The following is a 24090-nucleotide window of genomic DNA, read 5'->3' on the forward strand; positions in this document are numbered from 1 at the left end:
GTTTGCGATAGCAATCCTGCGCAGACCGGCTCAACCGCTCGCGGAAGCGTTAAAGCTTAAGCATAAGCCGGGCGATGCGCTTCGGCACTCTCGCCGAGATAGCGGTGCACCGACAGGTCGTCCGCCTTGATCGCCGGTTGCTTGCCCGACATCACATCGGCCAGCAACTGACCCGAGCCGCATGACATCGTCCAGCCGAGCGTGCCGTGGCCGGTGTTCAGGAACAGGTTCGGCACCGGCGTGCGGCCGACGATCGGCGTGCCGTCCGGCGTCATCGGGCGCAGGCCGGTCCAGAAGGTGGCCTTCGACGTATCGCCGCCGCCCGGGAACAGGTCGTTCACGCACAGTTCGAGCGTTTCGCGGCGCGCCTGGCGCAACGACTCGTCGAAGCCGACGATCTCCGCCATGCCGCCGACGCGAATCCGGTCGTCGAAGCGCGTGATCGCGATCTTGTAGGTTTCGTCGAGCACGGTCGACACCGGCGCCGCCGCCGCGTTGATGATCGGCGCGGTGATCGAATAACCCTTGAGCGGATAGACCGGAATCTTCACGAGGCCGGACAGGAATCTGGTCGAGTACGAACCGAGCGCGACGACGAACGAATCCGCGCGCACCAGTTCGCTGCCGCACTGCACGCCGGCGATGCGCTCGCCCGCCATCGCGAGCGCATCGATCGGCGTGTTGTAGCGGAATTTGACGCCCAGTTGCTCGGCCAGCGCGGCGAGACGCGTGGTGAACATCTGGCAGTCGCCGGTTTCGTCTCCCGGCAGACGCAGGCCGCCCGTCAGCTTGTGCGAGACCGCGGCGAGCGCCGGTTCGGCCTGCGCCAGTTCGGCGGCCGACAGCAGTTCGTACGACACATTGGCGTCTTTCAGCACCGCGATGTCTTTCGCGGCACCGTCGAATTGTTGTTGCGTGCGGAACACCTGCAGCGTGCCGCCGGTGCGGCCTTCGTACTGGATACCGGTGTCGGCGCGCAGCGCTTGCAGACAATCGCGGCTGTATTCGGCGAGACGGACCATGCGGCCCTTGTTCACCGCATAACGCGACTCCGTGCAGTTCTGCAGCATCTGCCACATCCATTGCAACTGGAATTGCGTGCCGTCGAGGCGGATCGCCAGCGGCGCATGCTTCTGGAACATCCACTTGACCGCCTTCAGCGGCACGCCGGGCGCCGCCCACGGCGATGCATAGCCCGGCGAAATCTGGCCGGCGTTGGCAAAACTGGTTTCGAGCGCCGGGCCGGCCTCGCGATCGATCACGGTCACGTCATGACCCGCACGCGCCAGATAATAAGCACTCGTCACCCCGACGACGCCACTGCCCAAAACGACGACTCGCATGATTGCTCCGGAAAGATTTGAGGGCGGTGTGCTCGTCGATTCGTTTGGATTCGTTCGATTCACGAGGTGTAACGCGGTTCGCCCAGTGTTAACCGCTATACTATTAGCAGTCAGGTAGGTTTTGTTATTGTATTTTCAAGATTTTCAGCAAAAACACCATGCGTACACAGCGCCACCCGGTTCGCACCCTCGACAAACTCGATCGCAGGATCCTGCGGTTGCTGCAGGAGGACGGCCGCATGGCCATGAAAGACCTCGCCGAGCAGGTCGGGCTGTCGGTCACGCCGTGCATTGAGCGCGTCAAGCGCATGGAGCGCGACGGTGTGATCACCGGCTATCACGCGCGGGTGAATCCGGCGGAATTGGGCGCGGCGTTGCTGGTGTTCGTCGAAATCACGCTCGATCACAAAAGCGGCAACATGTTCGACCAGTTCCGCCGCGAGGTGCAGAAGATCCCCGAGGTGCTCGAGTGCCATCTCGTTTCGGGCGATTTCGACTATCTGATCAAGGCGCGTATCGGCGAAATGGCCGACTACCGGAAGCTGCTGGGCGACATCCTGCTGCAACTGCCCGGCGCGGTGCAGTCGAAGAGCTACGTGGTGATGGAAGAGATCAAGGAAACGCTGACCATCGCGGTCGGTGACTAAGCGGTGCGGCAGGGCGAGACTGGGCTCGACAAACGGCGTAAATACTGTATATTTATACAGGTATTCTGCGTCGTTTTTGTTTGCCGTCGTCGTTTTGCCCGTTCGAGCCGTGACCCATCCCGACACCGAATTTCCGATCGCTCCGCCCGCGCCTCGCAAAGGGCGCGGTGCGGTGACGAACCTGCAGGGCCGTTATGAAGTCGACCAGCGCGAGGCGGTGGACGACGGCTGGCTGCCATGCAGCGAGGACGAAGGGCCGAAGGTCTTGCGCACCCAGGTATTCGAAGAGCAGGCCAAGACCATTCTCACCCGCAATGCGTCGCCGGATATCCCGTTTAGCGTGTCGCTGAATCCGTACCGCGGCTGTGAACACGGCTGTATATATTGTTTCGCGCGACCCACGCATAGTTATTTAGGTCTGTCGCCCGGGCTCGACTTCGAAAGCCGCATCTACGCGAAGGTCAATGCGCCGGAATTGCTCGAGCGCGAACTGTCGAAGAAGTCCTATGTGCCGGAGCCGATTGCCCTTGGCGTCAATACGGACGCATGGCAGCCCGTCGAACGCGACTTGCGCCTTACGCGGCGGGTGATCGAGGTGCTCAGCGAGCGTGGCCAACCGTTTGCGGCGATCACAAAATCATCGCTGATCGAGCGCGATATCGATCTGCTCGCGCCGATGGCGGCGCGTGGGCAATTCATGGCGGCGATCACGATCACCACGCTGGATGCGGAGGTTGCCCGCACGCTCGAACCGAGAGCGGCCACGCCGTCGCGTCGCTTGCGCACGATTCGTACATTGAGCGAGGCGGGGATTCCGGTGGGCGTGAGCATCGCGCCGGTGATTCCGTTCGTCACCGAACCGGATATGGAGCGCGTGCTGGAAGCCTGTGCAGAGGCTGGCGCGAGCAATGCGAGCTATATCGTGCTGCGCTTGCCGTGGGAAGTCGCGCCGCTATTCAAGGATTGGCTCGCGGCGCATTTTCCCGATCGTGCGGATCGGGTGATGAGCCGCGTGCGAGATATGCGGGGCGGGAAGGACTACGACTCGTCGTTCGCGCATCGAATGAAGGGCGAGGGCTTGTGGGCGGATCTGCTCAAGCAGCGATTCCACAAAGCGGTGCGCCGTCTTGGTCTGAACGAGCGAGATCGCGGGATTCTGGATATGTCGCACTTTCGCCGTATCGAGCCGTTGCGCCCGGCGCAGCCGGTGCGCGACGATCCGCAACTCGATCTTTTTTAGCGCAGCGGCGGCGCGTTATTGCGACAGCGCTTTGGCCGCTTGCACCTGGCTTTCGAAGTATGTCTGGAACGAGATTGCGAGGCCCGTCATCAGCAGGAACGCGCCGATCAGCAGCGAAAAGATCACGACGAAAATGACTGTCCAGCCAGAGCGGCTCTTGCGTTGGGTTTGCGCGTTGAACTGCGCATCCCATTTTTCGTCAGGACGCAGGCCGTAGACGATCGCAGCGAGAAACGCCGCAAGCAGCGAAACTGCGCCGGGCAATGCCAGCGCCCACCCGAGCATCGAGGTGCGTTCGCTTGCCACCACCAGCATCGCGCCTGGAATGCCGATCAGCGTGCCGATCAGATGCGCCCAGCCGTAGATGTCGCGCAGTCCATAGAGATAGAAGCGATGTGCACCGAGGCTGCCGAAGAAGAACGCCAGCGCAGCGGTAATCGTCTTGGATCTGAAACGCGGGGAAGTCGAAGCAAGGGTGAACATGTAGGCGAGAGCAGAGTGACAGGCGGTCGAAAGGAGCGGAGCGCCGGTGGACGCGGACCGACGCGCATTCTACGCCCGCCGCGCGTCGGCGGTCACGCGACGTGCGGCCACATCCGCGGCGCGGGTGACGGGTCGGCGCCGATTTGCGCCAGCTTCGGCGCTTGTGTGCTCCGCGAGGAGGTCAGCGCACGGCTCACGGTGCTTTATACGTCACGCGATAGACCGCGCCCGCGTAATCGTCGCTGATCAGAAGCGACCCGTCGGGCATCGGCAGTACGTCGGCAGGGCGGCCCCATACCGCCTCACCTGGTTGAAGCCAGCCTTCGGCAAATACTTCCTGACGACCGTTGCTGCCGTCCGGACTGGCGATCACCCGTACGACGCGGTAACCGACCTTCGTGCTGCGATTCCACGAACCGTGCTCGGCGATGAAAATATTGTCGCGATAGGCGGCCGGAAACATCGGACCGCTGTAAAAGCGCATGCCGAGCGAAGCGACGTGGGCGCCGAGCTTGACCACTGGCGGGGTAAATGAGCTGCACGGGTGGTCTTTGCCGAATTCGGGGTCGGGCGTGTCGCCGCCATGGCAGAACGGAAAGCCGAAATCCATGCCGGCGCGCGGCGCGTGGTTCAGCTTGTCGTCCGGCGCGTCGTCGCCCATCAGGTCGCGGCCGTTGTCGGCGAACCACAGCTCATGCGTGACCGGGTGCCACGCGAAGCCGACCGTATTGCGTACGCCGCGCGCCACCACCTCGTAATGGCTGCCGTCCGGGTCCATTCGTCCGATCATTGCGAAGCGGTCGCGGTCTTTCAGGCAGACGTTGCAGGGCGCGCCTTGCGGCACGTACAGTTTGCCGTCGGGCCCGAAAGCGATGAATTTCCAGCCGTGGTGAGTCCCGGTGGGCAGTTTGTCGGTCACGACGACCGGCGTCGTTGGATCGTTCAGGTGGGCGTCGATCGCGTCGAAGCGCAGAATTTTCGACACCGCGGACACATACAGCGAGCCGTCCCGCCACGCGACGCCCGCCGGCATCTGCAGCCCGGAAGCGATCACATGGCGAGCCGTTACGCGCCCGTTCTGCAGTTCAAGCGCGTAGACGTGGCCGTCGAGGCTACCTATGTAGAGCGTACCCTTCGGCGAGAGCGCCATCGCTCGCGCGCTCGGCACCGCGTCCGACAATACCTCGATGTGGAAGCCGGGCGGCAGTTTGATGCGCTCGACCGGCAACGCGGCCAGCGCTGGCAGGGCGGTGGCGGCGAACCACAATGCTGCGACGATGCGTAGGGATTGCATGCGCGCGGCACGGGTGAAGCCGGTCGGCGGAGCTAATCGGGTAAAAACGGCAAAAAGGGTGAACAGCGGCAACGGCACAAGCGCGGCGAACAAAAAGGCAGGCAGCAGGCGGTCCACGGGCGCTCCGTCAGGTAATTCGGGCGTTTCCACGTTGTCTGGCGCGCCCGTCTGTATGGCCGGCGCAACCCCGTCGCCCAGTTTATCCCGGTAAGTGTTTGTTATGGCGTTGGTTTCCCGCTATAATCGCGTGTTTCAGTCGTTCCGCACCCCGGTTTTCAAGGATTTTAATATGGTCATCATCCGCTTGGCTCGTGGCGGCTCCAAGAAGCGCCCGTTCTACAACATCGTCGCAACTGATTCGCGTAACCGTCGTGACGGCCGCTTCATCGAGCGCGTTGGCTTCTACAACCCGGTCGCTACGAAGGGTGAGTCGCTGCGTATCGCTCAAGACCGCCTGACGTACTGGCAAGGCGTTGGCGCACAACTGTCGCCGACCGTCGAGCGTCTCGTGAAAGAAGCGCAGAAGGCGCAGCCGGCTGCTTAATGGTAGCTGGATACGTATCGTCGTCGGTTCGGCCGGCGGCTCGCGCAGCTTGCGTGAGCAGTCCGATGCGCGAGTTATTTTGCAGTTCGTGCTGAAGCAGGCGTCGAAGTTTGCAGCGAGGTTCTCTCATGTCCGAGCGTGATTCCGGCAGTTCAGGTCTCGCCAAGGCGGCTCCGCGCGCGAAGACGTCTGATCAGGCGCCGTTCGGTGCATTCGTCCGCAAGCCGGTCGAACGGGCCGAAGGCAAGGCGAAAGCCAATGTTGCAAGCGCTGGTTCCAACGCAGCAGAAATGCGCGCGGAAACGGCGGAAAGCTGGCCGGCCGATGCGGTCGAGGTCGGCGCAATCGTCGACGCTTATGGCCTCAAAGGCTGGGTCAAGGTAGCCGCGCATGCGGATGCCGGCCACGGCGGCGATGCGATGCTGAGCGCGAAGCGCTGGTGGCTCATGAAAGGCCACGAGCGCAAGTCGGCGCCGTCTCTGCAGGCGAAAACGCATAGCGACAGTGTGGTTGCCCATCTGGGCGGCGTCGCTGACCGCGATGTGGCGCTGGCACTGCGCGGCTCCCGCGTCTATATCAGCCGCAGCGAATTCCCAGCCCTCGAGGCCGACGAATTCTATTGGGTCGATCTGCTCGGCCTGGATGTGATGAACGTTGCCGGGGTCGCCCTCGGCAAGGTTGCAGACATGATCGACAACGGCGCGCACTCGGTGTTGCGCATCGAATACCCGGCCACCGATAAAAGCGGTAAGCCGGTCACCGGCGAGCGTTTGATCCCGTTCGTCGGCGTCTTTGTCAAAACGGTGGATCAGGCGGCGAAGCAGATCATCGTCGACTGGGAAGCCGATTACTAAATGAGTCGCTGACCGGAGAGAGCGATGCAGTTCGATGTCGTTACGCTCTTTCCCGACATGTTCCGTGCGCTGACCGACTGGGGTATCACCAGCCGTGCGGCGAAGCAGGAGCGCTACGGTTTGCGTACGTGGAATCCACGTGATTTCACTACGGATAACTACCGCACGATCGACGATCGCCCGTACGGCGGCGGCCCCGGCATGGTCATGCTGGCCAAGCCGCTCGAAGACGCGATCAGCGCGGCGAAAGCGGCGCAGGCGGAGCAGGGCATCGGCGCCTCGCGCGTCGTGATGATGTCGCCGCAAGGTGCCACGCTGAATCACGATCGTGTTATGCAGTTTGCTGCCGAGCCCGGTCTGATTCTGTTGTGCGGGCGCTATGAAGCGATCGATCAGCGTTTGCTCGACCGCGTCGTCGACGAAGAAGTCAGCCTCGGCGACTTCGTGCTGTCAGGCGGCGAGTTGCCTGCCATGGCGTTGATGGACGCCGTCGTGCGCCAGTTGCCCGGTGTGTTGAACGATTCGCAATCGGCGGTGCAGGACAGTTTCGTCGACGTGCTGCTGGATTGCCCGCATTACACGCGCCCGGAAGAATACGCCGGCGTACGTGTGCCCGATGTGCTGCTCGGCGGCCATCATGCGGAAATCGAAGCGTGGCGCCGGCGTGAAGCGTTGCGCAACACGTTGAATAAACGGCCCGATCTGATCGTGAAGGCCAGAAAGAACAAGATGTTGAGCCGTGCCGACGAGGCATGGCTTGCGAGTCTCGCGAAGGAAGCGTCGAAGGCGTAAAGCCTTGGTCTTTCGAGCGGACATAGGCGGCGCCGCACATGCGTGTACGGCGCCTGATGTGAACCCATCCTCTATCGGGGCCGTCGCCGCAAGGCAGGTACGAACGCCGACAAGATGGACTTAGGAGTAAGTGATGAATCTGATTGCAAAACTCGAGCAGGAAGAAATCGCGCGCGCCCTCGGCGAGAAGACCATCCCCGAATTCGCCCCCGGCGACACGGTGATCGTCAGCGTGAATGTGGTTGAAGGTACGCGTAAGCGTGTTCAGGCTTACGAAGGCGTCGTGATCGCCAAGCGTAACCGTGGTCTGAATTCGTCGTTCATCGTCCGCAAGATCTCGTCGGGCGAAGGCGTCGAGCGTACGTTCCAGACGTACTCGCCGCTGCTGGCAAGCATCGTCGTGAAGCGTCGTGGCGATGTGCGTCGTGCGAAACTGTACTACCTGCGCGACCGTTCGGGCAAGTCGGCCCGGATCAAGGAAAAGCTGGTCTCGAAAGACCGCGCTGCTTCCCAAGCGTAAATGCTGTAAGAAAAAGCACCCTTCGCGGGTGCTTTTTTGTTTGCTAGGTCAAAATAGAGGCATGCCCCTATCCGCTCGTTCCGAGAGACCCGTTGACCCGCCCTGTCTTTGAGCCTGAAACTCTGCCTGTCGAAGCGACGGGCGCCGATCTGCCACCGGTGGCTGCCGGGCGTCTGACGCCCGATGGCCTGCGCGCGCGGTTCGAGCAGCGTCTCTCCTGGACGCCCGAGCCGGTTATCGAAGCGCCCTGGCGTGACACCCATGCCGATCCGCGCGTCGCCGCGGTACTGGTGCCGTTGGTGGTCCGCGATAACGGCTTGACCGTGCTGCTGACGCAGCGCGCCGACCATCTGAACGATCACGCCGGCCAGGTGAGCTTTCCAGGCGGCCGCCACGAACCATTCGATGCCGACACCATCGCCACCGCGCTGCGCGAAGCAGAGGAAGAGGTCGGTCTCGATCCTTCACGCGTCGAGATTCTCGGTGCGTTGCCCGACTATCTGACGGGCACCGGTTTTCGTGTGACACCGGTGATCGGCCTCGTGCATCCGCCGTTCACTTTGAAAGCCGATTCGTTCGAGGTGGCCGAAGTCTTCGAAGTACCGCTTGGTTTTCTGATGGACCCGGCGCATCACGAAGAGCGCGTGTTCCGTTGGGAAGGCGGCGAGCGCCGCTTTTTTGCGATGCCGTACCCGCGTGCGGCATCGGCGGATATCGGGAATCAGACGGGCGGCCATCATTTCATCTGGGGCGCGACAGCCGCGATGCTGCGCAACTTCTATCGTTTCCTCGCGGCGTGAGCCGCACCAGGGGCCGTGCAGTTGTTGGCTGTTTGTCAACGTCTGCGCTCAGACTCATCCGACCCTGTGCTATCGTTATAAAACAATTGTAAAAACTCGAAAAGCACGGCGCATCGCATGACTTTTTTCTCTGTATTGCTGGCTCTGATCATTGAACAGGTGCGCGCGCTGTCGCCGAACAATCCGGTGTCGGCGTTGCTTCAATACCATGCGGAGTCGGCGGCGCACGGATTCGATGCCGGCAAGCCCAAGCATGGCTTGCTCGCGTGGCTGGTGGTGGTGGTGCCGTGGACGCTGGCCGTCGCGCTTGTCTACTACGTGCTGTACCACATTCACTTTGCGCTCGCCTTCCTGTGGAACGTCGCGGTTCTTTACTTCACGCTCGGCTTCCGGCAGTTCAGCCATTACTTCACCGATATCCACCTCGCGTTGAACAACGACGATGTGCCGCGCGCGCGTGAAATTCTCAACGAATGGACCGGTCTCGATACGGTCGATTTGCCGGTCAGCGAGATCGTCCGTCATACGCTGATCCATGCAGTCGTCGCGTCGCATCGGCATGTGTTCGGTGTGTTCTTCTGGTTCCTGATTCCGGTCGGGCCGGCGGGCGCTGTGCTGTATCGGATCGCCGAATATCTGGCGCGCACGTGGGCACGGCCGGTCGACGATCGTACCGTCGCGTTTTCGAGCTTTGCGCAGCGGGTGTTCTTCGTGATCGACTGGGTGCCGTCGCGGCTGACGTCGCTCGGGTTTGCGATCGTCGGCAATTTCGAAGACGCGATTTATGCATGGCGCAACCATGTGCGTCAGTGGCCGGATGCGAACGACGGCGTGTTGCTCGCCGCGGGCAGCGGGGCGCTAGGTGCGCGTCTGAGCGGCCCGCTGGCCGAGCCGTCGAGTCTGGACGCGCTTGCCACCGGCGACGGCGGCCCGATGCAGGTCGGCGACGACTGCACGCCGCGCACGCTGCAATCCGCAGTCGGCCTGGTGTGGCGCGCGGTGGTGCTGTGGATGATCTTGCTGTTGATGCTGACGATCGCGGTATGGCTGGCTTGAGCGCCGCAAGCCGACACTAGCGCAGCCGCATAAAAGAAAGGCCGGGCAAAAACCCGGCCTTTCTTTTTGTCAACTCGGTAACCCTGCTTTACCCATCGAACGGATCGCGCGCCGTCCCACATTGCCAGCACACCGTGAACTGCGCTTCGAGCGTCTCGCCGCAATGCCCGCAGCGCCACGTTGGCGCGTCCGCCGCCGGCCCATGCGAGGCCGCTTCGATCAAGCGCCGGGCCAGCGCCTCATCGCGCTCGTCGACGAGCCACAACTCGGGCGCGCACTGATCCGCCGGGATATCGCCGAGCGCACCGTTCAGATAACGGTTGTGCAACTCGCAGGCGATGCCCGCTGCCGCCAGCAGGTTGACCCAATGCTGTCCGATGATCAGGTTCGGCGCGCGCATCAATTTCATTTCAGCGCACGATCTGACTGGCTTCGTGCACGAGTTGCGCGTAAAGCGCATGCCGTTCGCGCCGGATGCGGCCATCCGCGAGCGCTTCGAGAATCGCGCAGCCCGGCTCGTGCAAGTGATGACAGTTGTAAAAGCGGCAGTTCGCCAGCAGCGGACGAAACTCGGGAAACGCGCGTTCGAGCCGGCCTTCGGTCAGGTGATGCAGGCCGAATTCCTGGAATCCCGGCGAATCGATCAACGCGCCCCCATCGCCGTCTGGACCGCCCGGTAACGGATAGAGCCGCGTGAAGGTCGTGGTATGACGCCCGCTGTTCAGCGCGGTCGAAATTTCGCGGGTCGCGACTTCGGCGTCTGGAATCAGCAGATTCACCAGCGTCGATTTGCCCATCCCGGACTGGCCGAGCAGCAACGTGGCATGGCCATGCAGATGCTCGATCAAAGCGGCGCGGGCGGCGTCAGGCTGCGTCTTGATCGACACTTCGACCACCGTGTAGCCCAGCGCGCGATAGCGTTCGAGCCGCGCCCGCGCGCCTTCCAGTTCAGCGACAACGTCGATCTTGTTCAGCACGATCAACGGCTTCAGTTCGTTCGCTTCGGCGGCGACCAGTGCGCGGCCGAGCAGGTCTTCGCTGAAATGCGGCTCGGTGGCGAGCACGATCAGCAGCTGATCGAGATTCGCGGCAAATAGCTTCGACTTGTACTGATCCGAGCGATACAGCAGATTGCGCCGTTCGCCGATCTCGACGATCACGCCCTGGTCTGCCGAGGTCGGCTCGTAGATCACGCGATCGCCAACTGCCACTTCGCTGCGCTTGCCGCGCGGGAAGCATTGCAGCATCGCGCCGCCGTCTTCGGGGGCGACCAGGTAGTGTCGCCCGTGGGCGGCGATCACCAGGCCGCCCACGCGCGTGCTGGACGGCGCGCGCGCCGCTTTCGGGGAGCGGCCGCTCATGCGTGCCGCAGCAGACGGTCGATCCGCTGCGACGCCGGCGGATGCGAATAGTAGAACGCGGTGTAGAGCGGATCGGGCGTCAGCGTGGACGCGTTGTCCTCGTACAGCTTGACGAGCGCGTTGACGAGGTCTTGCGCATCGGTTTGCGTCGCGGCGAACGCGTCGGCTTCGAACTCGTGCTTGCGCGAGCTGAGGCTGCCGAGCGGCGTGACGAAGAACACGAACACCGGCAGCGCGAGGAAGAACAGCACCAGCGCAAGGCCGCTATTGCCGCCTATTAGCGACGGCCGCACGCCCAGCCCTTCGTAGAACCACACGCTTTCGTTGAGCCAGCCGAGCAGGGCGAGCATCACGAGGCTGAGCGCAAACGTCACGAGCATCCGTTTGATCACGTGACGGCGCTTGAAGTGCCCGAGTTCGTGCGCGAGCACGGCTTCGATCTCGTTGCCCGACAGGCGCGCCAGCAGCGTATCGAAGAACACGATCCGCTTGGCCGCGCCGAAGCCGGTGAAATACGCGTTGCCGTGCGCCGAACGGCGGCTGCCGTCCATCACGAACAGGCCCTTCGCGGCGAAACCGCAGCGCTGCATCAGCGCTTCGATACGGCTTTTCAGCGCTTCGTCCCTGAGCGGCTCGAACTTGTTGAAAAGCGGCGCGATAAAGGTCGGATACAGCACCAGCACAAGCATCTGGAACGCGACCCACACGATCCACGTCCACAGCCACCACAGGCTGCCGGCCTGGTTCATCAGCCACAGCACGACGAATAGCAGCGGCAGGCCGAACGCCGCGCCGAGCAGTACGCCTTTGATGCGGTCAAGGAAGAAAATGCCCTTGCTCATCCGGTTGAAGCCGAAGCGTTGCTCGACCACGAACTGACGGTAGTAGTCGAACGGCAGGTCGATCACGCTGGTGATCGCGATCACCGCGGCGACCAGTGCGATCTGGCCGGCGTAGCCGCGGCCGAGCCAGTCGGAGATCGCCAGATCGAGCGCCTGCACGCCGCCGAGCAGCGTCAGGCCGATCAGTACGGCGGCGCTGACGACGATCTCGAGCATCGTCAGCCGCGTGCGTTCGACGGTGTAGTCGGCGGCGCGCTGGTGCGCGGTGAGCGCGATGGTACCGGCAAACTGGCTCGGCACCTGCTCGCGGTGGCCGGCGACGAAGCGGATCTGCCGCGACGCGAGCCACAATTTGGTGCCGACCATCGCCACGACGGCGACGACGAACAGAACGGTGAAGTACAAGGTAGGCATCCGGGGATTCCGTGGTATCTATGCGAGAATTATATGTTTCTTCCCGCCTGCCGGCGGGGACACGCTCAAACCAATCTCAAACGAACATTCGCCGTGGCGCCAGCGCTTCCAGCAAGCCTGTTGCCCGGCCACCAAGGCTGCTTTCATGACTGACATCCTCGCCTCCACCGAACAGCCGCCGCTGGTACGCAGCGACATGAACCTCATCTGGCTGGACATGGAAATGACCGGGCTCGAACCCGACACCGACCGCATCATCGAAATCGCGGTGGTGGTGACGAATTCGACGCTCGACAGGATGATCGAAGGCCCCGTGCTGGCGATTCATCAGAGCGACGAGACGCTCGCCGGGATGGACCAGTGGAACCAGAACACGCATGGCCGCTCGGGGCTGATCGACCGCGTGAAGGCGTCGACCGTCAGCGAGGCCGATGCTACCGAACAGATCCGCGATTTTCTGAGCGCCTATGTACCGCCGGGCAAATCGCCGATGTGCGGCAACTCGATCTGCCAGGACCGCCGTTTCATGGCGCGCTGGATGCCGGACCTCGAGCGCTTCTTTCACTACCGCAATCTCGACGTCAGCACGTTGAAGGAACTGTGCCGCCGCTGGCAGCCGGCCATCTACAAGGGCTTCCAGAAGCGCGCGATGCATACCGCGCTGGCCGACATTCATGAATCGATCGACGAACTGAAGTACTACCGCGAGCACTTCCTGATTCCGTCGGCCGCGGCGGCTCCGGAAACGCCGGCAGCGGAATAAATCGTCTGCAGTTTCGGATTCAGTCCTGGCGGGGCGCGCGTTGCGCGTTCTTCGGCCGGAACGCCTTCACCACGTCGGCGTTGGTTTCCACGTACGGGCCGCCGATCAGGTCGATGCAATAGGGCACTGCGGCGAAAATGCCCGGCACTTGCACCGCGCCGCTTTCACCGTCGCGCAGCCCTTCCAGCGTTTCCCGGATCGACTTCGGCTGACCCGGCAAGTTGACGATCAGCGCCGCGTGCTCCGCCGTTTCGCGGATCACCGCCACCTGGCGCGACAGAATCGCCGTCGGCACGAAATTCAGGCTGATCTGCCGCATTTGCTCACCGAAACCCGGCATTTCCTTCGTGGCCACCGCCAAAGTCGCCTCGGGCGTCACGTCGCGGCGCGACGGGCCGGTGCCGCCGGTGGTCAGCACCAGATCGCAGCCCGCTTCGTCCACCAGCTCGATCAGCGTCGCGGAAATGGTCGGCGCGTCGTCCTGAATCAGGCGCGTGACGACCTGCCACGGCGAGCTCAGCGCTGCGCCAAGCCACGCCTGCAAGGCCGGAATGCCTTTATCCTCATAGACGCCGGCGGATGCGCGGTCGCTGATCGACACGAGGCCGATCACGATTTCGTCGGGGTGATTACGCGTCGGCTTATGCGTCGCGGTCGTCATCGTCGTCTTCCAGGCCTTCTTCAGCGTCGGAATCGGTGTCGGCGGACGGGCCGTCCGCATTCTTGATCCACTGGAACAGCTCGCGGAAGTAGCGCGGCGGCTTGCTTTGCTGCGCTTCCTTGCGGGCGTTGCGGATCAGCGTGCGGCCCTGCTGCGGGTCGGCGTTCGGATGCTGGCGGATGAACTCGGTCAGCGCGGCGTCGTCGGCAAGCAGTTTTTCGCGGGTGCGCTCGATCCAGTGCAGCTTGGCGGTTTCCGCTTTGTTGACGCCGTTGTAGGTGTCGAGCGCGGTGCGCAGTGCGGCGGTTTCCTCGTCGAGCAGCGAGCGCATCACGCGGCCGACGTACTGCACCTGGCGGCGCTTGCCTTCGTGGTCGGTGATGCGGCGTGCTTCGCGTACCGCGTCGTCGAGCTTTTCAGGCATCGGCATGCGCTTGAGCGCGTCTTTCGGCAGCGCGATCAGCGCTGCGCCCAGTTCCTGCAACTCGTGCATTTCGCGCTTGAGCTGGGACTTGCTGGGACGGTCGTAGCCGTTCTCGTCGACTTCGGGCTCGACGGGTTCAATGGGTTGAATGCGGGTTTTGCGTGTCATATCGATATTGTAGCGTGCCGCGCCCGCCGAACCCGCGGTGCTGCCGTGCACAAGGCCTCGCGCCTTGCGAAGCCGCGGCAATCCAGAGCTCAGCGAATGCCAGGTACAGCGTCGCGTACCTTGCTATGATCGCGGGATGCGTAAGTAAGCAAATGAGCACGCAGGTGCGCAGCATGTGCGAACACACAGGGCCGCTCGGCCCCGAACAGGACGGCAACGACAATGGCAGCAGACATGGACGTCAAGCAGCGCTTTTTTCCGCATACCCAGGATGAACTGAAGGAAATCGCCTCGGACATCCTTCGTCACGCGAAGTCGCTCGGCGGCACCGACGCCGCGACCGAAATCTCCGAAGGCGACGGCCTGTCCGTCTCCGTGCGGCGCGGCGAAGTCGAGACGATCGAACACAACCGCGACAAGATGGTCGGCGTGACGGTATTCATCGGCAACAAGCGCGGCAACGCGAGCACCTCGGACTTTTCGTCGCAGGCCTTGAAGGATACGGTCGCGGCGGCGTACAACATCGCGCGCTTTACCGCCGAAGACGACTGCGCGGGTCTCGCCGAAGCCGAATTGCTCGAAACCGCGCCGCGCGATCTCGATCTGTATCACCCGTGGAACCTTTCGGCCGACGAGGCGGTGGAAATCGCCCGTCGCGCGGAAGACGCCGCATTCGCGACCGATCCGCAGATCAAGAACTCGGAAGGCGCGAGCGTTTCGGCGCAGCACTCGCAGTTCGTGCTGGCCACCTCGCGCGGTTTCCTCGCGGGCTATCCGTATTCGCGCCACTACATCGCGTGCGCGCCGATCGCCGGCAGCGGCCGCAACATGCAGCGCGACGACTGGTACACGTCGACCCGCAGCGCGGATGAGCTCGCCGATCCGGAAGCGGTCGGCCGTTACGCGGCGCAACGCGCGCTGGCGCGCATCGGTGCGCGTGGTCTCGACACCCGCAAGGTGCCGGTGCTGTTCGAAGCGCCGCTCGCCGCCGGCATTCTCGGCGCGTTCGTGCAGGCGACCAGCGGCGGCGCGTTGTACCGCAAGACGTCGTTCCTCGTCGACAGCCTCGGCAAGCCGGTGTTCGCGCCGCACGTGCAGGTGGTCGAAGATCCGCACGTCGCGCGTGCAATGGGCAGCGCGCCGTTCGACGAAGAGGGCGTGCGCACCAAACGGCGCTCGGTGGTGAAAGACGGCGTGGTGGAAGGCTATTTCCTGTCCACCTACTCGGCGCGCAAGCTCGGCATGCAGACCACCGGCAACGCGGGCGGTTCGCACAACCTGTCGCTGCGCAGCTCGAACACGCGTCCTGAAGACGACTTCGAGGAAATGCTGAGGAAGCTCGGCACGGGCCTGTTGCTGACCGAGTTGATGGGGCAGGGCGTGAACTACGTGACGGGCGACTATTCGCGCGGCGCGTCGGGTTTCTGGGTCGAGAACGGCAAGATCCAGTACCCGGTCGAGGAAATCACGGTGGCGAGCACGTTGCAGGAGATGTTCCGCCATATCGTCGCGATCGGTGCGGATACGATCACGCGCGGCACCAAGCAGACCGGTTCGGTGCTGATCGAACGGATGACGATTGCTGGGCAGTGAGCGCCGGTTTTAGCCGCTGGTTTTAACCGCGGGCTCTACAAACAAAAACGCCACGCAAGCCATTGCGTGGCGTTTTTTCATGCGCATGCGAGGCGTGCTCGATGCGTCAGGCACTGGGCCGCAACCTCAAGCGCCCTTGCGCCGATAGGTGACGAACGCGTAGTCGAAATCGTTCGGTGCGTGCGCGCGATGCGTTTCATGCGCGACTTCTTCCCATTCGTTTTCGTCGAGCTCCGGGAAGGTGGCGTCGCCCTCGAAGTCCGCCGAAATCTCGGTGATGATCAGCTTGTCCGCCTGACGCAGACCCTCGCCATATAGCTGCGCGCCGCCGATCAGAAACGCTTCCGGCGCCTGATCCTGCGCGGCCAGCTTGAGCGCGTCTTCCAGGGTGGTCGCGGTATCGCAGCCCTGAAAGCGCCGCGTGGCATCCCGCGTCACAACGATGTTGCGGCGTCCCGGTAGCGGCCGGCCGATCGATTCGTGCGTCTTGCGGCCCATGATGATGGGCGCGCCCATCGTGGTGCGCTTGAAGAACGCGAGGTCTTCGGGAAGTCGCCAGGGCAACTGGTTGTCGCGGCCGATCACGCCGTTATTGGCGCGAGCGACGATCAGGGTGAGCGTCGTCATCGAATGGAAAGGTGAACGTAACCGGACCGATTCTACCTGACGCGCAGGCCGGGTCCGCTGCTTCTGCCGGACGGCGGGCCGCAACACCGCGCCGGGGAGGCGGACGCACCCTGACCGGCGCGGCGTCATTCCTGCGTGGGCTCGTCGGGCGCACCTATTTCGCGCAAGCCGTGTTGGATCATCAAGCGGTACAGCGTGACGCGCGAAATATTCAGATCCACCGCCGCCTCGTTCAACCGATGACGATGACGCAGCAGCGCGGCTTCGATCGCGCGCTTCTCGGCGGCATCGCGCGCTTGCGACAGGCTCATGGTCTGCTGCTCGGTGAAGTCGGCGAGGTCGAGGTCGTCGGCGGAAATCAGCTTGTTCTCCGCCATCACGATCGCGCGGCGCACGCGGTTGATCAGTTCGCGCACATTGCCCGGCCAGTTGTAGTTGTACATCGCCTCGATCGCCGACGGCGCGAAGCCGCGGATCTTGCGCGCACTGTCGACCTTGAACTTGCGAAGAATGTGGTGCGCGAGGATTTCGATGTCTTTGCCGCGCGCGCGTAACGGCGGCTCGTCGACGCGCAACACGCACAGGCGGTGGAACAGGTCGGCGCGGAACCGCCCGTCGCGCATCGCGGTTTCCAGATCGACGTGCGTGGCCGAAATGATCCGCACGTCGACCGGAATCGACTCGCGGCCGCCGAGCCGCTCGATCTTGCCTTCCTGCAGGAAGCGCAACAGGCTCGCCTGGCTTTCGAGCGGCAGATCGCCGATTTCGTCGAGCAGCAGCGTGCCGCCGTCGGCCGCTTCGACCCGGCCGATCTTGCGCTGATTGGCGCCCGTGAATGCGCCGCGCTCGTAGCCGAATAGTTCGGACTGCAACAGGTGATGCGGGATCGCGCCGCAATTGATCGCGATGAACGGCGCCTTGCTGCGCGGCGAGCGTTCGTGGATCGCCAGCGCGGTGAGCTCCTTGCCGGTGCCCGACTCGCCGGAGATGAACACGCTCGCGTCAGTGTTCGCCACCTTGCGGATGGTGCGAAAGAGTTGCTGCATCGCTTCGCAGGTGCCGACCATTTCGTCGTCCCTGGACTCGTCGGCGGGCCAGGCGAGTTCCGGCTCGCACAAGGTCACCATGCCGAACGCGTGGCTCACCAGGTAGTCGATTGTCTCGTTCGCCACCGGCATCTTCACGTAGTCGAAGCAGTAGTGGCGCACGAGCCGCCGCACCTCCGGATCGGTCAAATGTTCGCCGGTGGCAAGCGCGATCCAGCCGACCTGCTGCTGGCGCAAGCTCGCTTCGAGTCCGCCGAGATCGCGTCGCGCAAAGCTCGCCAGATCGACGATGCCGGCACACGTCACGTCCGGTTTCACGAGTCTGCCGAGCTCGTGCGCCGAACGCGCCACGGCGACGTGCCAGCCGCGGCTTTTCAGATGCGCGGCGAGGGTTTCGTCCGGCGTGCGCGCGACGTACAGCAGCATGCGCTCCGTTTGTGCACGGGCAGCCGTCGCGCCGGCAATCGCAGTAGCCGCAGTAACCGGCGTAACCGGTGCAACAGCGGCACGGTTCGTCACGGCTTCGACGGGACGGCTCACGGGCAGGTCGTTCGGCAGTGCGAGCGTCATATGCGATCCCGCTGCGGCTCCGGCACCCGGCGTCACACTAGTCAGATGAGGTGATTCACGCACGTTCGTCCTCGTATCGTTGACACGTCAGAAGGTATAGGGAAACCGCATGCCGACCACGAAGTTCGGCGCATCGGGCGTCAAGCCGACCGACACCGAGCCGTTGATGGTCAGGTGCTTGTTCACGACGTGGTTCAGGCCAAAATTCAGCGCCGCGGCGGTGGTTTCGCTGCCCGGCACTTTTTCGTATGAGCCGCCCGGTGCACGGGTCTTCGATTCGGGTTCCAGCGCCATCGTGTATGAGATGCTGGCCGAGTCCTTATCGGAGAACGCCAGCGCCACGCCGCCGCCGAATTGCACGATGTCGCCGAGTTTGACCGTCGCCGGCTGGGTTTGCCCCTGCACCGACGAGATGTCCGCAAACGACCGCGCGACGTTGTAGGTGTACGAAAGACTGCCGAACAGCACCACCGGGTCATAGGTTTTCAGCAGCGAGACGCCGGCCGTAATGTTCCAGAAGCCCGTGCCGGTGGGCAGCCTGGTCGGGGCAACGAGGTTGGTGTTGTTGCTGTCGAGTTGCACCAGCTTGTCGCCGAATGGCGACGTGCCGGTCGGCGCCCTGATGCGCAGGCTGCCCACTACGTCAGGCAGGCTGTAGGTCTCTTTCAGGAACTGGTAGTAGATCCCGAAGTTGACGTCGCCGATATTGCTGTCGTTTACCGACGCGTCCGACAGCGTATTCGCTGCGCCGCCCGCGCCGCCGACGATAAAGTTGCTATGCCGGTAGACGTACGGCACGTCGACGTCGATGCTGATGCGGTCGGTCAGACCGTAGCGCGTATCGAGATCGGCCATCACCTGGTGCGATTTGGTCTCGCCCAGGTTGATGTTGCCGAGGAAAATCGCGTCGAGCGCGAGGAAGCCCGACAACTGCAACTGGCGGCGATCGTAGTAGGTGTCGCTGATGCCCCAGTCCATCGTTAGCTTGTGATCGAAAAGCGGTGCATGTTCGCGCTGCACGACCGCCTGCTCGGCTTGCGTGCGCACCGGCTCGGCGGCCTTCTGGGTCTGGCCGATCGCGCCGCTGCCGTCGGTGGCGGGCGGCAAGCCGCCTGCGGTACGGCCCTCGGGCACCGGCGGATAGACCGGCACGCCGGTCGCCGTGCCGGTGTTGCCGCCCGTCGCGGGCGTGCCCGGATTGACCTGCGCGAGCGGCGGCAGCGGCATTGGCAGGTCGTCGGCGCCGGGTTGCCCGGCCACGGCTTCGCTGCCCGCAGGCGTACCGTAGCCCGGCGCGCCGCGGCCGCGTTGCGCCATTTCGAGTTCGGTAACCTGTCGTTCGAGTGAGTGAATCTGCCGCTGCTGTTCGTCGACCACACGCATCAGCGTGTTCAGACGTTCTTCGACCGATTGCCCAGCGAGCGCCTGGGCTCCTGCCCCTTGCGACAGTGCGAATAGCATGACGGCGGCCGGAATGGCCGCGAGCGCTATTCGTCGCACCTTTGTCGATCTGATGTTGTTCATTTTGTGTTCCCCCGGTGTTCCGGCCGCGCGCCGCCTGTCTGCTGACATTGCGCCGCCGTATCAGCACTGCATTTGCTGCAATTAGCGGCTGGCGGCCCGTCGTTATCTCCTGGCGTTTTGCAGGGCTTGTAGTACGCCAAGCTGACGGATCATTGCGGCCGACATTTGCTGCGTCTGCAAATGCAACTGCAACTGGTTGGCGACTTGCTGGTTATTGCCTGCAATCTGGAGCAACTGGGCGATTTGCCCGTTGCCCGGCGTGATGGTCTGGGTGGCGAGCCCAGCGGGTGTTTGCAGCACGACGCTTACGCCGCTGCTGCCGAAGGAAATGCCGGCTTTGATCGAACCGGTCGAATTGCTGGCCGCCGCTGACGGTGCGTTGGCGGCGCTTGTCGGCGACACGGCGTTATTGTTGAAATCGACGAGTGCCGAGTTGGCGCCGATGTTTCGATCGCCTGCCACTTGCGTCACCTGCGAGACGCCGTTGACCGATATGCTTTGTCCGCCGTTTGCTTGAGCATTGGGATTCGCTCCTGCATTGCCGAAGCCGCCGTCGTTCACGCGCGCAAGCGTGTTGACGGTGCCGACTAACTGGCCGGCCGCGCTCTGCACGGCGGCGAGCGTGCCCTGGGCGAGGGCGTTCGCGCCGTTGGGCAGCTGCCACTGCGAAATCACATTCAGAACGAAGCCGGAAATCATGGTGCCGCCGGCATATTTGCCGGTCTGATTGGCGAGGACCTCGTCGTCCACCATCTGCACCTTGATAGCGGCGGAGTCGATGTCGCGCGACGCGAGAAATTCGGGCACCGGTGGCGAGCCGGCGCCTGGTGACGCGTAGGCGCTGCTGGTCAGGCCGCACACCGTGGAGCAGATCGCGAGGCCTAACTGTGAGAGATGACGCTTCATGGTTGGGTCAGAACAGGTCTGCCTTGATCAAGCCGTACTCGACAAAGGGAGTCGCCGCGGTGCCGTTGGCAAGCGCGCTTGCGCGCAGCTTGAGAGCGAGCGACTCGTTGTCCTGCAACAGCGGTGAATCCTCCCGGAAGGGTTTGCCGAGGACTGCGAACACAAGGCCGTTCCAGGTCCTGGCGAAGTCCTCTTCGAGCAAGATGCGATTGCCGAGCGCCGGGTCCGCAATGAACACGCGGCCGTCCTGGGCATGCTTGACGATGACGAAATGCTGATACCCGTCGATGTTCATCAGAACCATCACGGGGATTTGAAGATGGTGGAATGCTTCGGCGCTGACCCGGAAGCCGCGGCCGCGCAAGCCGATGGTCTCGACGAATTTCTTCATGTCGAGCATCGAGAAGCCGTTCTTGACAACGACTTCGGGGGTGGAGAACACCATCATCCGGCGGATCAGTTCGGTTTCCGGAATATCGATGCCGTAGCCGAACTTGAGGAGGGTCGCGAGCGCCGCCGCACCACAGCTGTAGTCGAACTGCTGATTGACGACGTGGTTGTACCGGATGTCCTTCATCGAACGAACCGTCTTGGTCAGCGGAACGCCCGCCAGCGTGGACGTGTCGATGGTCGCCTGCGCGTAGCTGTTGCCCACGCACAACGTACAACTTGCCAGCGCTACGGCGAACTGTAGCGCCGGGAACCCCTTGAACCCGGACATGCTGGTCTCCCGCTCTGCACGCGCCGGCCGCTGCAATGGCCGCCGGCGCGTTCCCGTCTGACTACTTTCTGGCTTCTTCTGCTTTCGTCTGCCTGCCGGCGGCTTAGTGACCGCTGTTCAGGGCGGCGATCGCAAGGCCGTTGTGTTGCAGGTTGCCTGCGCCACCGGCGATGTTCACGCCGATGTTGCCGGTGGCACCGTAAAGCGCGCCTGCGCCCAGCATCGCGGTGCCCTGGAATCGACCCTTCACGGTCATAGCGGCCGATTGTGAGTTGTCATCCGTGGCGACCATTGCCGTGGTCAACGCATTGGCCGGCGTGGTTGTCGTCACTGCACCGGCGAGGCTGTTGTTTTGCACGTTGCCGATACCCGATGCGACGTTCACGCCAACATTGCCCGTCACGCCCGACAGCGAGCCATCACCGATCGACGCATTCAGATTGAAGTTGTTGATCCTGGCGTTGCCGGCCGACGATTGCACGTTGAAGACCTGCGCGTTGCCGAACACGTTGCCGATATCGACGGAGGCGAGCGCGACGTCGTTGCTTTGCGCGTTGCCGATGCCTTCGGCGATGTTGATGCCGAGGTTGCCCGACACACCGTTAGCCGCATTGGCGCCGGTGGTTGCGTTCAGCGTGCCTGCCGCTTGCGTGTTGATGTGCTGCGTCACGCGGCCGGTGGTCGTCTCATCGGTAACGCTCAGCGTGTCGTTCACGCTATAGCCGGACGTGTACGTGGAGGCCGACGCTGTCGAGTAGTTCGACGAGAACGAATGCGAGCCGCTTTCCGAACGCGACTTGCTTTCCGACGCGCTCTTGCTGGAGCTCGACGACCGGTTGCCCGAGCCGCTCTCCTGAGCCGTGGCGGTCCAGCTTTGCGAGCCGTCCTTGTAGGAGGTTCTGGCGTCTCCGTACGAGTGCGTCGAGTTCGACGTGTTCGACGAGCCTGACGAGTTCGATTCCGTCGCGCCCTGGTTCGCCACAATTGAACCGCTTGCGCCCGACGAGGTTTGCTCGTAGCCCGAGACGCCTACGCTTGCATGACCATTGGCGAGCGTGCCGCCGCTCGAGGTCACAATGGCGGCCCCAGCGGAGCCGGATGCGCCTTGCGAGTGCGTGGCGGTGAAGTTTGCGTTTTCGCTGGCAGTGTGCGTGCTGCCGTCGTTATGCGTCATGTTCGAGGTGTTCGACGACGCGCTGTTGTGGGTGTGGCCGCTGTCGCTCGCCTGATGATAAGCGCTGCTTTCACTGGCGGAAGCCGTATTGCCGTAGCTGTACGAGCTCGACGCGCTCTTCGAGCTGCTGCTGCTCGACGATTCCGAAGACGTCGACGAGTGGCTGCCCGACCCTTGTTCTGACGTCGAGTACCCGCTGGTCCGGTAGCTGCTGTTGGTGCCCGTGCCGACCAGCGCGAACGTGGAGTTGTTGTAGGTGGTCTTCACCGCGCCACTGTTGTAGCTTTGCGCCTGCGGATTGAGCGTCGCGTTGAGGTTGACCGACTGGTTGTTGTTGATCACAGCGCCTGCCGTGCTCGACACGTGCACGCAACCAAACAGACCCACCCAGCCTTCGACGCCGACCGCTTCACCGACCAGCGTGGCATTGAAGAGGTAGGCCTTCTGCGGTGCGGCGAACGCGCTGCTGGAGGCGGCGACGAGGACAGCAGCGGCAATGAGAGTGCGCTTCATGATTCGCTCCGATACTTTAAGTGTGGTCAGTTAAAAAGAGTGCCCGCCGGGGGACGGAGCACAAAACTGTTTGCCGTGGCATTACCGGCGCCGGCTGTCTGGTTGATCTGTACGATCCCGTTGACGTTCTTGAAGGCATCGCTGGAGATGGTTGCCTCGCGTACGCTATGAACCCCGATGGATTGACCCGGACCTCCGTTTTTCGGGGCCGTCGCGGATAGCTCCCCATCCGAGACGGTCTCGACTCCGAGCGCCGCGGTACCCAGCTGGGTACTGTTGCGCTGCAGATTTCCTGCTCCGGCGGACTGGTTCACCAGCACCGCACCGGACGAATTCGAAAATGCATTGGCCTCGATCGACGCACGCGCGTTCGTGACCCTTGCCGCCACCGAGGCGCTTTGCACGCTGGCGTTGTCGTTGGCGACCGCGTTGCCGGTCGAGATCGTGATTTGATTGAGCTGCGCGTTATTGACGCCGGCGGTTTCATTGACCGTGAGCGCGCCGGTGACGCCGTCTGCAGCGCCGTTGCCGATCGTCGAGTCGGCGCCGATCCTGGGCACCGACTGCGCGTGGGCCGCGCTGGCCGCGAGGGCTGCGCCGCTCAGGCAGGCGAGCAAGGTCGCGCGTAGCCGCAGAGATTTGGCCGGATTCATTTCAGACCCCCGAGTGCGCCGCTCAGAGCGTTTGACAGCGGCGCCAACGCGCCCGTCACCGATGTGGTGATGGTGCCGCCGATGCCCGGACCAGGCATGCCGATGCCACCGGCGTTCAGCGCGACGTTGTTGCCGGTCGGCTTGCCGCTCAAAATCTGTGTGACTGCCCGCATGCCGCTGCCGCCGAGCACGCCGCCTTCAGCGACGCCGCTCGAGCCATGCGCATTCGTCAGATCTGTATCGCCAACGAGCTGCGCGATGGCCGGATCGAACGAATTGCCCGGGAACGTGGTGGCGCGCACCGCGACCGGATCCTCGCTCTTCGGCACCGGCACGAAAGCGTCGCGCGGGGTGATCGTGCGCTCGACGATGATGTCGCCCGGGTTGGTGACCTGTTGCGCGGCGGCATCGATGCTGAAGCCGGCGGTGAGCAGGGCGACGACGGCTGCCAATGCGGCCGGCAGCAGGGCAGTTAGTGCCGCCACCGAGCTGCATGCGCGCGGCGTCCGGGTTGGGATGGTCATGTCGGTCCTTGCTTTGTCCTGTGTGCGAGCGGC

Annotated in this window: 26 protein-coding genes; 10 read left to right on the forward strand and 16 right to left on the reverse strand. The window is 63.4% G+C overall.

Annotation, left to right across the window (positions count from 1 at the left end):
• Nucleotides 1-56: 56 nt before the first annotated feature.
• Entirely contained in the window at nt 57-1343 is a 1287-nt protein-coding gene (locus SB772_RS32820; RefSeq protein WP_410837300.1) for a D-amino acid dehydrogenase, read from the reverse strand.
• A gap of 158 nt (nt 1344-1501) precedes the next feature.
• Between SB772_RS32820 and SB772_RS32825 the strand changes: the two genes are divergently transcribed.
• Entirely contained in the window at nt 1502-1990 is a 489-nt protein-coding gene (locus SB772_RS32825; RefSeq protein WP_410837301.1) for an Lrp/AsnC ligand binding domain-containing protein, read from the forward strand.
• Nucleotides 1991-2099: 109 nt separating this feature from the next.
• Complete coding sequence (locus tag SB772_RS32830) at nt 2100-3230, forward strand: PA0069 family radical SAM protein (RefSeq protein WP_410837302.1); 1131 nt, start codon at nt 2100-2102, stop codon at nt 3228-3230.
• 15 nt (nt 3231-3245) lie between these two features.
• Here SB772_RS32830 and SB772_RS32835 read toward each other — a convergent pair whose 3' ends face one another.
• Together SB772_RS32835 and SB772_RS32840 are read right to left on the reverse strand one after the other, a co-directional pair.
• Nucleotides 3246-3713, reverse strand: coding sequence for an NINE protein (locus SB772_RS32835; RefSeq protein WP_410837303.1), 468 nt, complete (start codon nt 3711-3713; stop codon nt 3246-3248).
• A 193-nt stretch (nt 3714-3906) separates the two neighbouring features.
• Nucleotides 3907-5007 (reverse strand): PQQ-dependent sugar dehydrogenase, encoded by a 1101-nt coding sequence (locus SB772_RS32840; RefSeq protein WP_410837344.1) that lies wholly within the window; start codon nt 5005-5007, stop codon nt 3907-3909.
• 289 nt (nt 5008-5296) lie between these two features.
• Here SB772_RS32840 and rpsP point away from each other — a divergent pair, with 289 nt between their 5' ends.
• The 6 genes from rpsP to SB772_RS32870 all read left to right on the forward strand — a co-directional run bounded on the left by rpsP (nt 5297) and on the right by SB772_RS32870 (nt 9573).
• On the forward strand, nt 5297-5551 hold the full coding sequence (gene rpsP, locus SB772_RS32845; RefSeq protein ID WP_006050280.1) for a 30S ribosomal protein S16: 255 nt from the start codon (nt 5297-5299) through the stop codon (nt 5549-5551).
• Nucleotides 5552-5679: 128 nt separating this feature from the next.
• Nucleotides 5680-6405 carry a ribosome maturation factor RimM gene (gene rimM, locus SB772_RS32850; protein ID WP_410837304.1) on the forward strand — a complete coding sequence of 242 codons (726 nt, stop codon included), beginning with the start codon at nt 5680-5682 and terminating at the stop codon, nt 6403-6405.
• Between the two features lie 24 nt (nt 6406-6429).
• Nucleotides 6430-7197 carry a tRNA (guanosine(37)-N1)-methyltransferase TrmD gene (gene trmD / locus SB772_RS32855; RefSeq protein WP_410837305.1) on the forward strand — a complete coding sequence of 256 codons (768 nt, stop codon included), beginning with the start codon at nt 6430-6432 and terminating at the stop codon, nt 7195-7197.
• Between the two features lie 133 nt (nt 7198-7330).
• The gene (rplS, locus tag SB772_RS32860; protein WP_020069334.1) at nt 7331-7717 is read left to right on the forward strand and encodes a 50S ribosomal protein L19; all 387 of its coding nucleotides are present in this window, start codon (nt 7331-7333) and stop codon (nt 7715-7717) included.
• Nucleotides 7718-7809: 92 nt separating this feature from the next.
• Nucleotides 7810-8517: a CoA pyrophosphatase gene (locus SB772_RS32865; RefSeq protein WP_410837306.1), complete on the forward strand. Its 708-nt coding sequence runs from the start codon at nt 7810-7812 to the stop codon at nt 8515-8517.
• A 117-nt stretch (nt 8518-8634) separates the two neighbouring features.
• The gene (locus SB772_RS32870; protein ID WP_410837307.1) at nt 8635-9573 is read left to right on the forward strand and encodes a CobD/CbiB family protein; all 939 of its coding nucleotides are present in this window, start codon (nt 8635-8637) and stop codon (nt 9571-9573) included.
• A gap of 88 nt (nt 9574-9661) precedes the next feature.
• Here SB772_RS32870 and SB772_RS32875 read toward each other — a convergent pair whose 3' ends face one another.
• Genes SB772_RS32875 through SB772_RS32885 form a run of 3 tightly spaced genes read right to left on the reverse strand, consistent with a single transcriptional unit; the run spans nt 9662 to nt 12190 of the window.
• Nucleotides 9662-9982, reverse strand: coding sequence for a DUF2007 domain-containing protein (locus SB772_RS32875; protein WP_410837308.1), 321 nt, complete (start codon nt 9980-9982; stop codon nt 9662-9664).
• Between the two features lies 1 nt (nt 9983).
• Entirely contained in the window at nt 9984-10934 is a 951-nt protein-coding gene (rsgA, locus tag SB772_RS32880; RefSeq protein WP_410837309.1) for a ribosome small subunit-dependent GTPase A, read from the reverse strand.
• Entirely contained in the window at nt 10931-12190 is a 1260-nt protein-coding gene (locus SB772_RS32885) for a M48 family metallopeptidase (protein WP_410837310.1), read from the reverse strand. Before SB772_RS32885 ends, rsgA begins: the two co-directional genes overlap by 4 nt.
• Before the next feature lie 145 nt (nt 12191-12335).
• On the opposite strand from SB772_RS32885, the gene orn reads away from it, so the two are divergent.
• Complete coding sequence (gene orn / locus SB772_RS32890) at nt 12336-12953, forward strand: oligoribonuclease (RefSeq protein ID WP_410837311.1); 618 nt, start codon at nt 12336-12338, stop codon at nt 12951-12953.
• Nucleotides 12954-12972: 19 nt separating this feature from the next.
• Here the strand turns inward: orn and mog are convergent, their stop codons facing one another.
• A complete protein-coding gene (mog, locus tag SB772_RS32895) occupies nt 12973-13614 on the reverse strand; it encodes a molybdopterin adenylyltransferase (protein ID WP_410837312.1) in 642 nt (213 codons plus the stop codon).
• Nucleotides 13595-14206 carry a ribosome biogenesis factor YjgA gene (yjgA, locus tag SB772_RS32900; RefSeq protein WP_410837345.1) on the reverse strand — a complete coding sequence of 204 codons (612 nt, stop codon included), beginning with the start codon at nt 14204-14206 and terminating at the stop codon, nt 13595-13597. Before yjgA ends, mog begins: the two co-directional genes overlap by 20 nt.
• A gap of 222 nt (nt 14207-14428) precedes the next feature.
• On the opposite strand from yjgA, the gene pmbA reads away from it, so the two are divergent.
• Nucleotides 14429-15799 (forward strand): metalloprotease PmbA, encoded by a 1371-nt coding sequence (gene pmbA, locus SB772_RS32905; protein WP_410837313.1) that lies wholly within the window; start codon nt 14429-14431, stop codon nt 15797-15799.
• A gap of 126 nt (nt 15800-15925) precedes the next feature.
• Here the strand turns inward: pmbA and SB772_RS32910 are convergent, their stop codons facing one another.
• The 8 genes from SB772_RS32910 to SB772_RS32945 all read right to left on the reverse strand — a co-directional run bounded on the left by SB772_RS32910 (nt 15926) and on the right by SB772_RS32945 (nt 24057).
• Entirely contained in the window at nt 15926-16426 is a 501-nt protein-coding gene (locus SB772_RS32910; RefSeq protein ID WP_410837314.1) for a dihydrofolate reductase, read from the reverse strand.
• 125 nt (nt 16427-16551) lie between these two features.
• Nucleotides 16552-18105, reverse strand: coding sequence for a sigma 54-interacting transcriptional regulator (locus SB772_RS32915; RefSeq protein WP_410837315.1), 1554 nt, complete (start codon nt 18103-18105; stop codon nt 16552-16554).
• A 24-nt stretch (nt 18106-18129) separates the two neighbouring features.
• Nucleotides 18130-19566 carry a hypothetical protein gene (locus SB772_RS32920; RefSeq protein ID WP_410837316.1) on the reverse strand — a complete coding sequence of 479 codons (1437 nt, stop codon included), beginning with the start codon at nt 19564-19566 and terminating at the stop codon, nt 18130-18132.
• 102 nt (nt 19567-19668) lie between these two features.
• Nucleotides 19669-20472, reverse strand: a complete 804-nt coding sequence (locus SB772_RS32925) for a peptidase C39 (protein WP_410837317.1) — start codon at nt 20470-20472, stop codon at nt 19669-19671.
• Between the two features lie 7 nt (nt 20473-20479).
• Nucleotides 20480-21193 (reverse strand): C39 family peptidase, encoded by a 714-nt coding sequence (locus tag SB772_RS32930; protein ID WP_410837318.1) that lies wholly within the window; start codon nt 21191-21193, stop codon nt 20480-20482.
• A gap of 103 nt (nt 21194-21296) precedes the next feature.
• Complete coding sequence (locus SB772_RS32935) at nt 21297-22880, reverse strand: hypothetical protein (protein WP_410837319.1); 1584 nt, start codon at nt 22878-22880, stop codon at nt 21297-21299.
• A gap of 26 nt (nt 22881-22906) precedes the next feature.
• The gene (locus tag SB772_RS32940) at nt 22907-23533 is read right to left on the reverse strand and encodes a hypothetical protein (protein ID WP_410837320.1); all 627 of its coding nucleotides are present in this window, start codon (nt 23531-23533) and stop codon (nt 22907-22909) included.
• Nucleotides 23530-24057 (reverse strand): hypothetical protein, encoded by a 528-nt coding sequence (locus tag SB772_RS32945; RefSeq protein ID WP_410837321.1) that lies wholly within the window; start codon nt 24055-24057, stop codon nt 23530-23532. Before SB772_RS32945 ends, SB772_RS32940 begins: the two co-directional genes overlap by 4 nt.
• Nucleotides 24058-24090 lie beyond the last annotated feature (33 nt).

The organism is Paraburkholderia sp. SIMBA_030 (assembly GCF_046535245.1).
Lineage (GTDB): Bacteria > Pseudomonadota > Gammaproteobacteria > Burkholderiales > Burkholderiaceae > Paraburkholderia.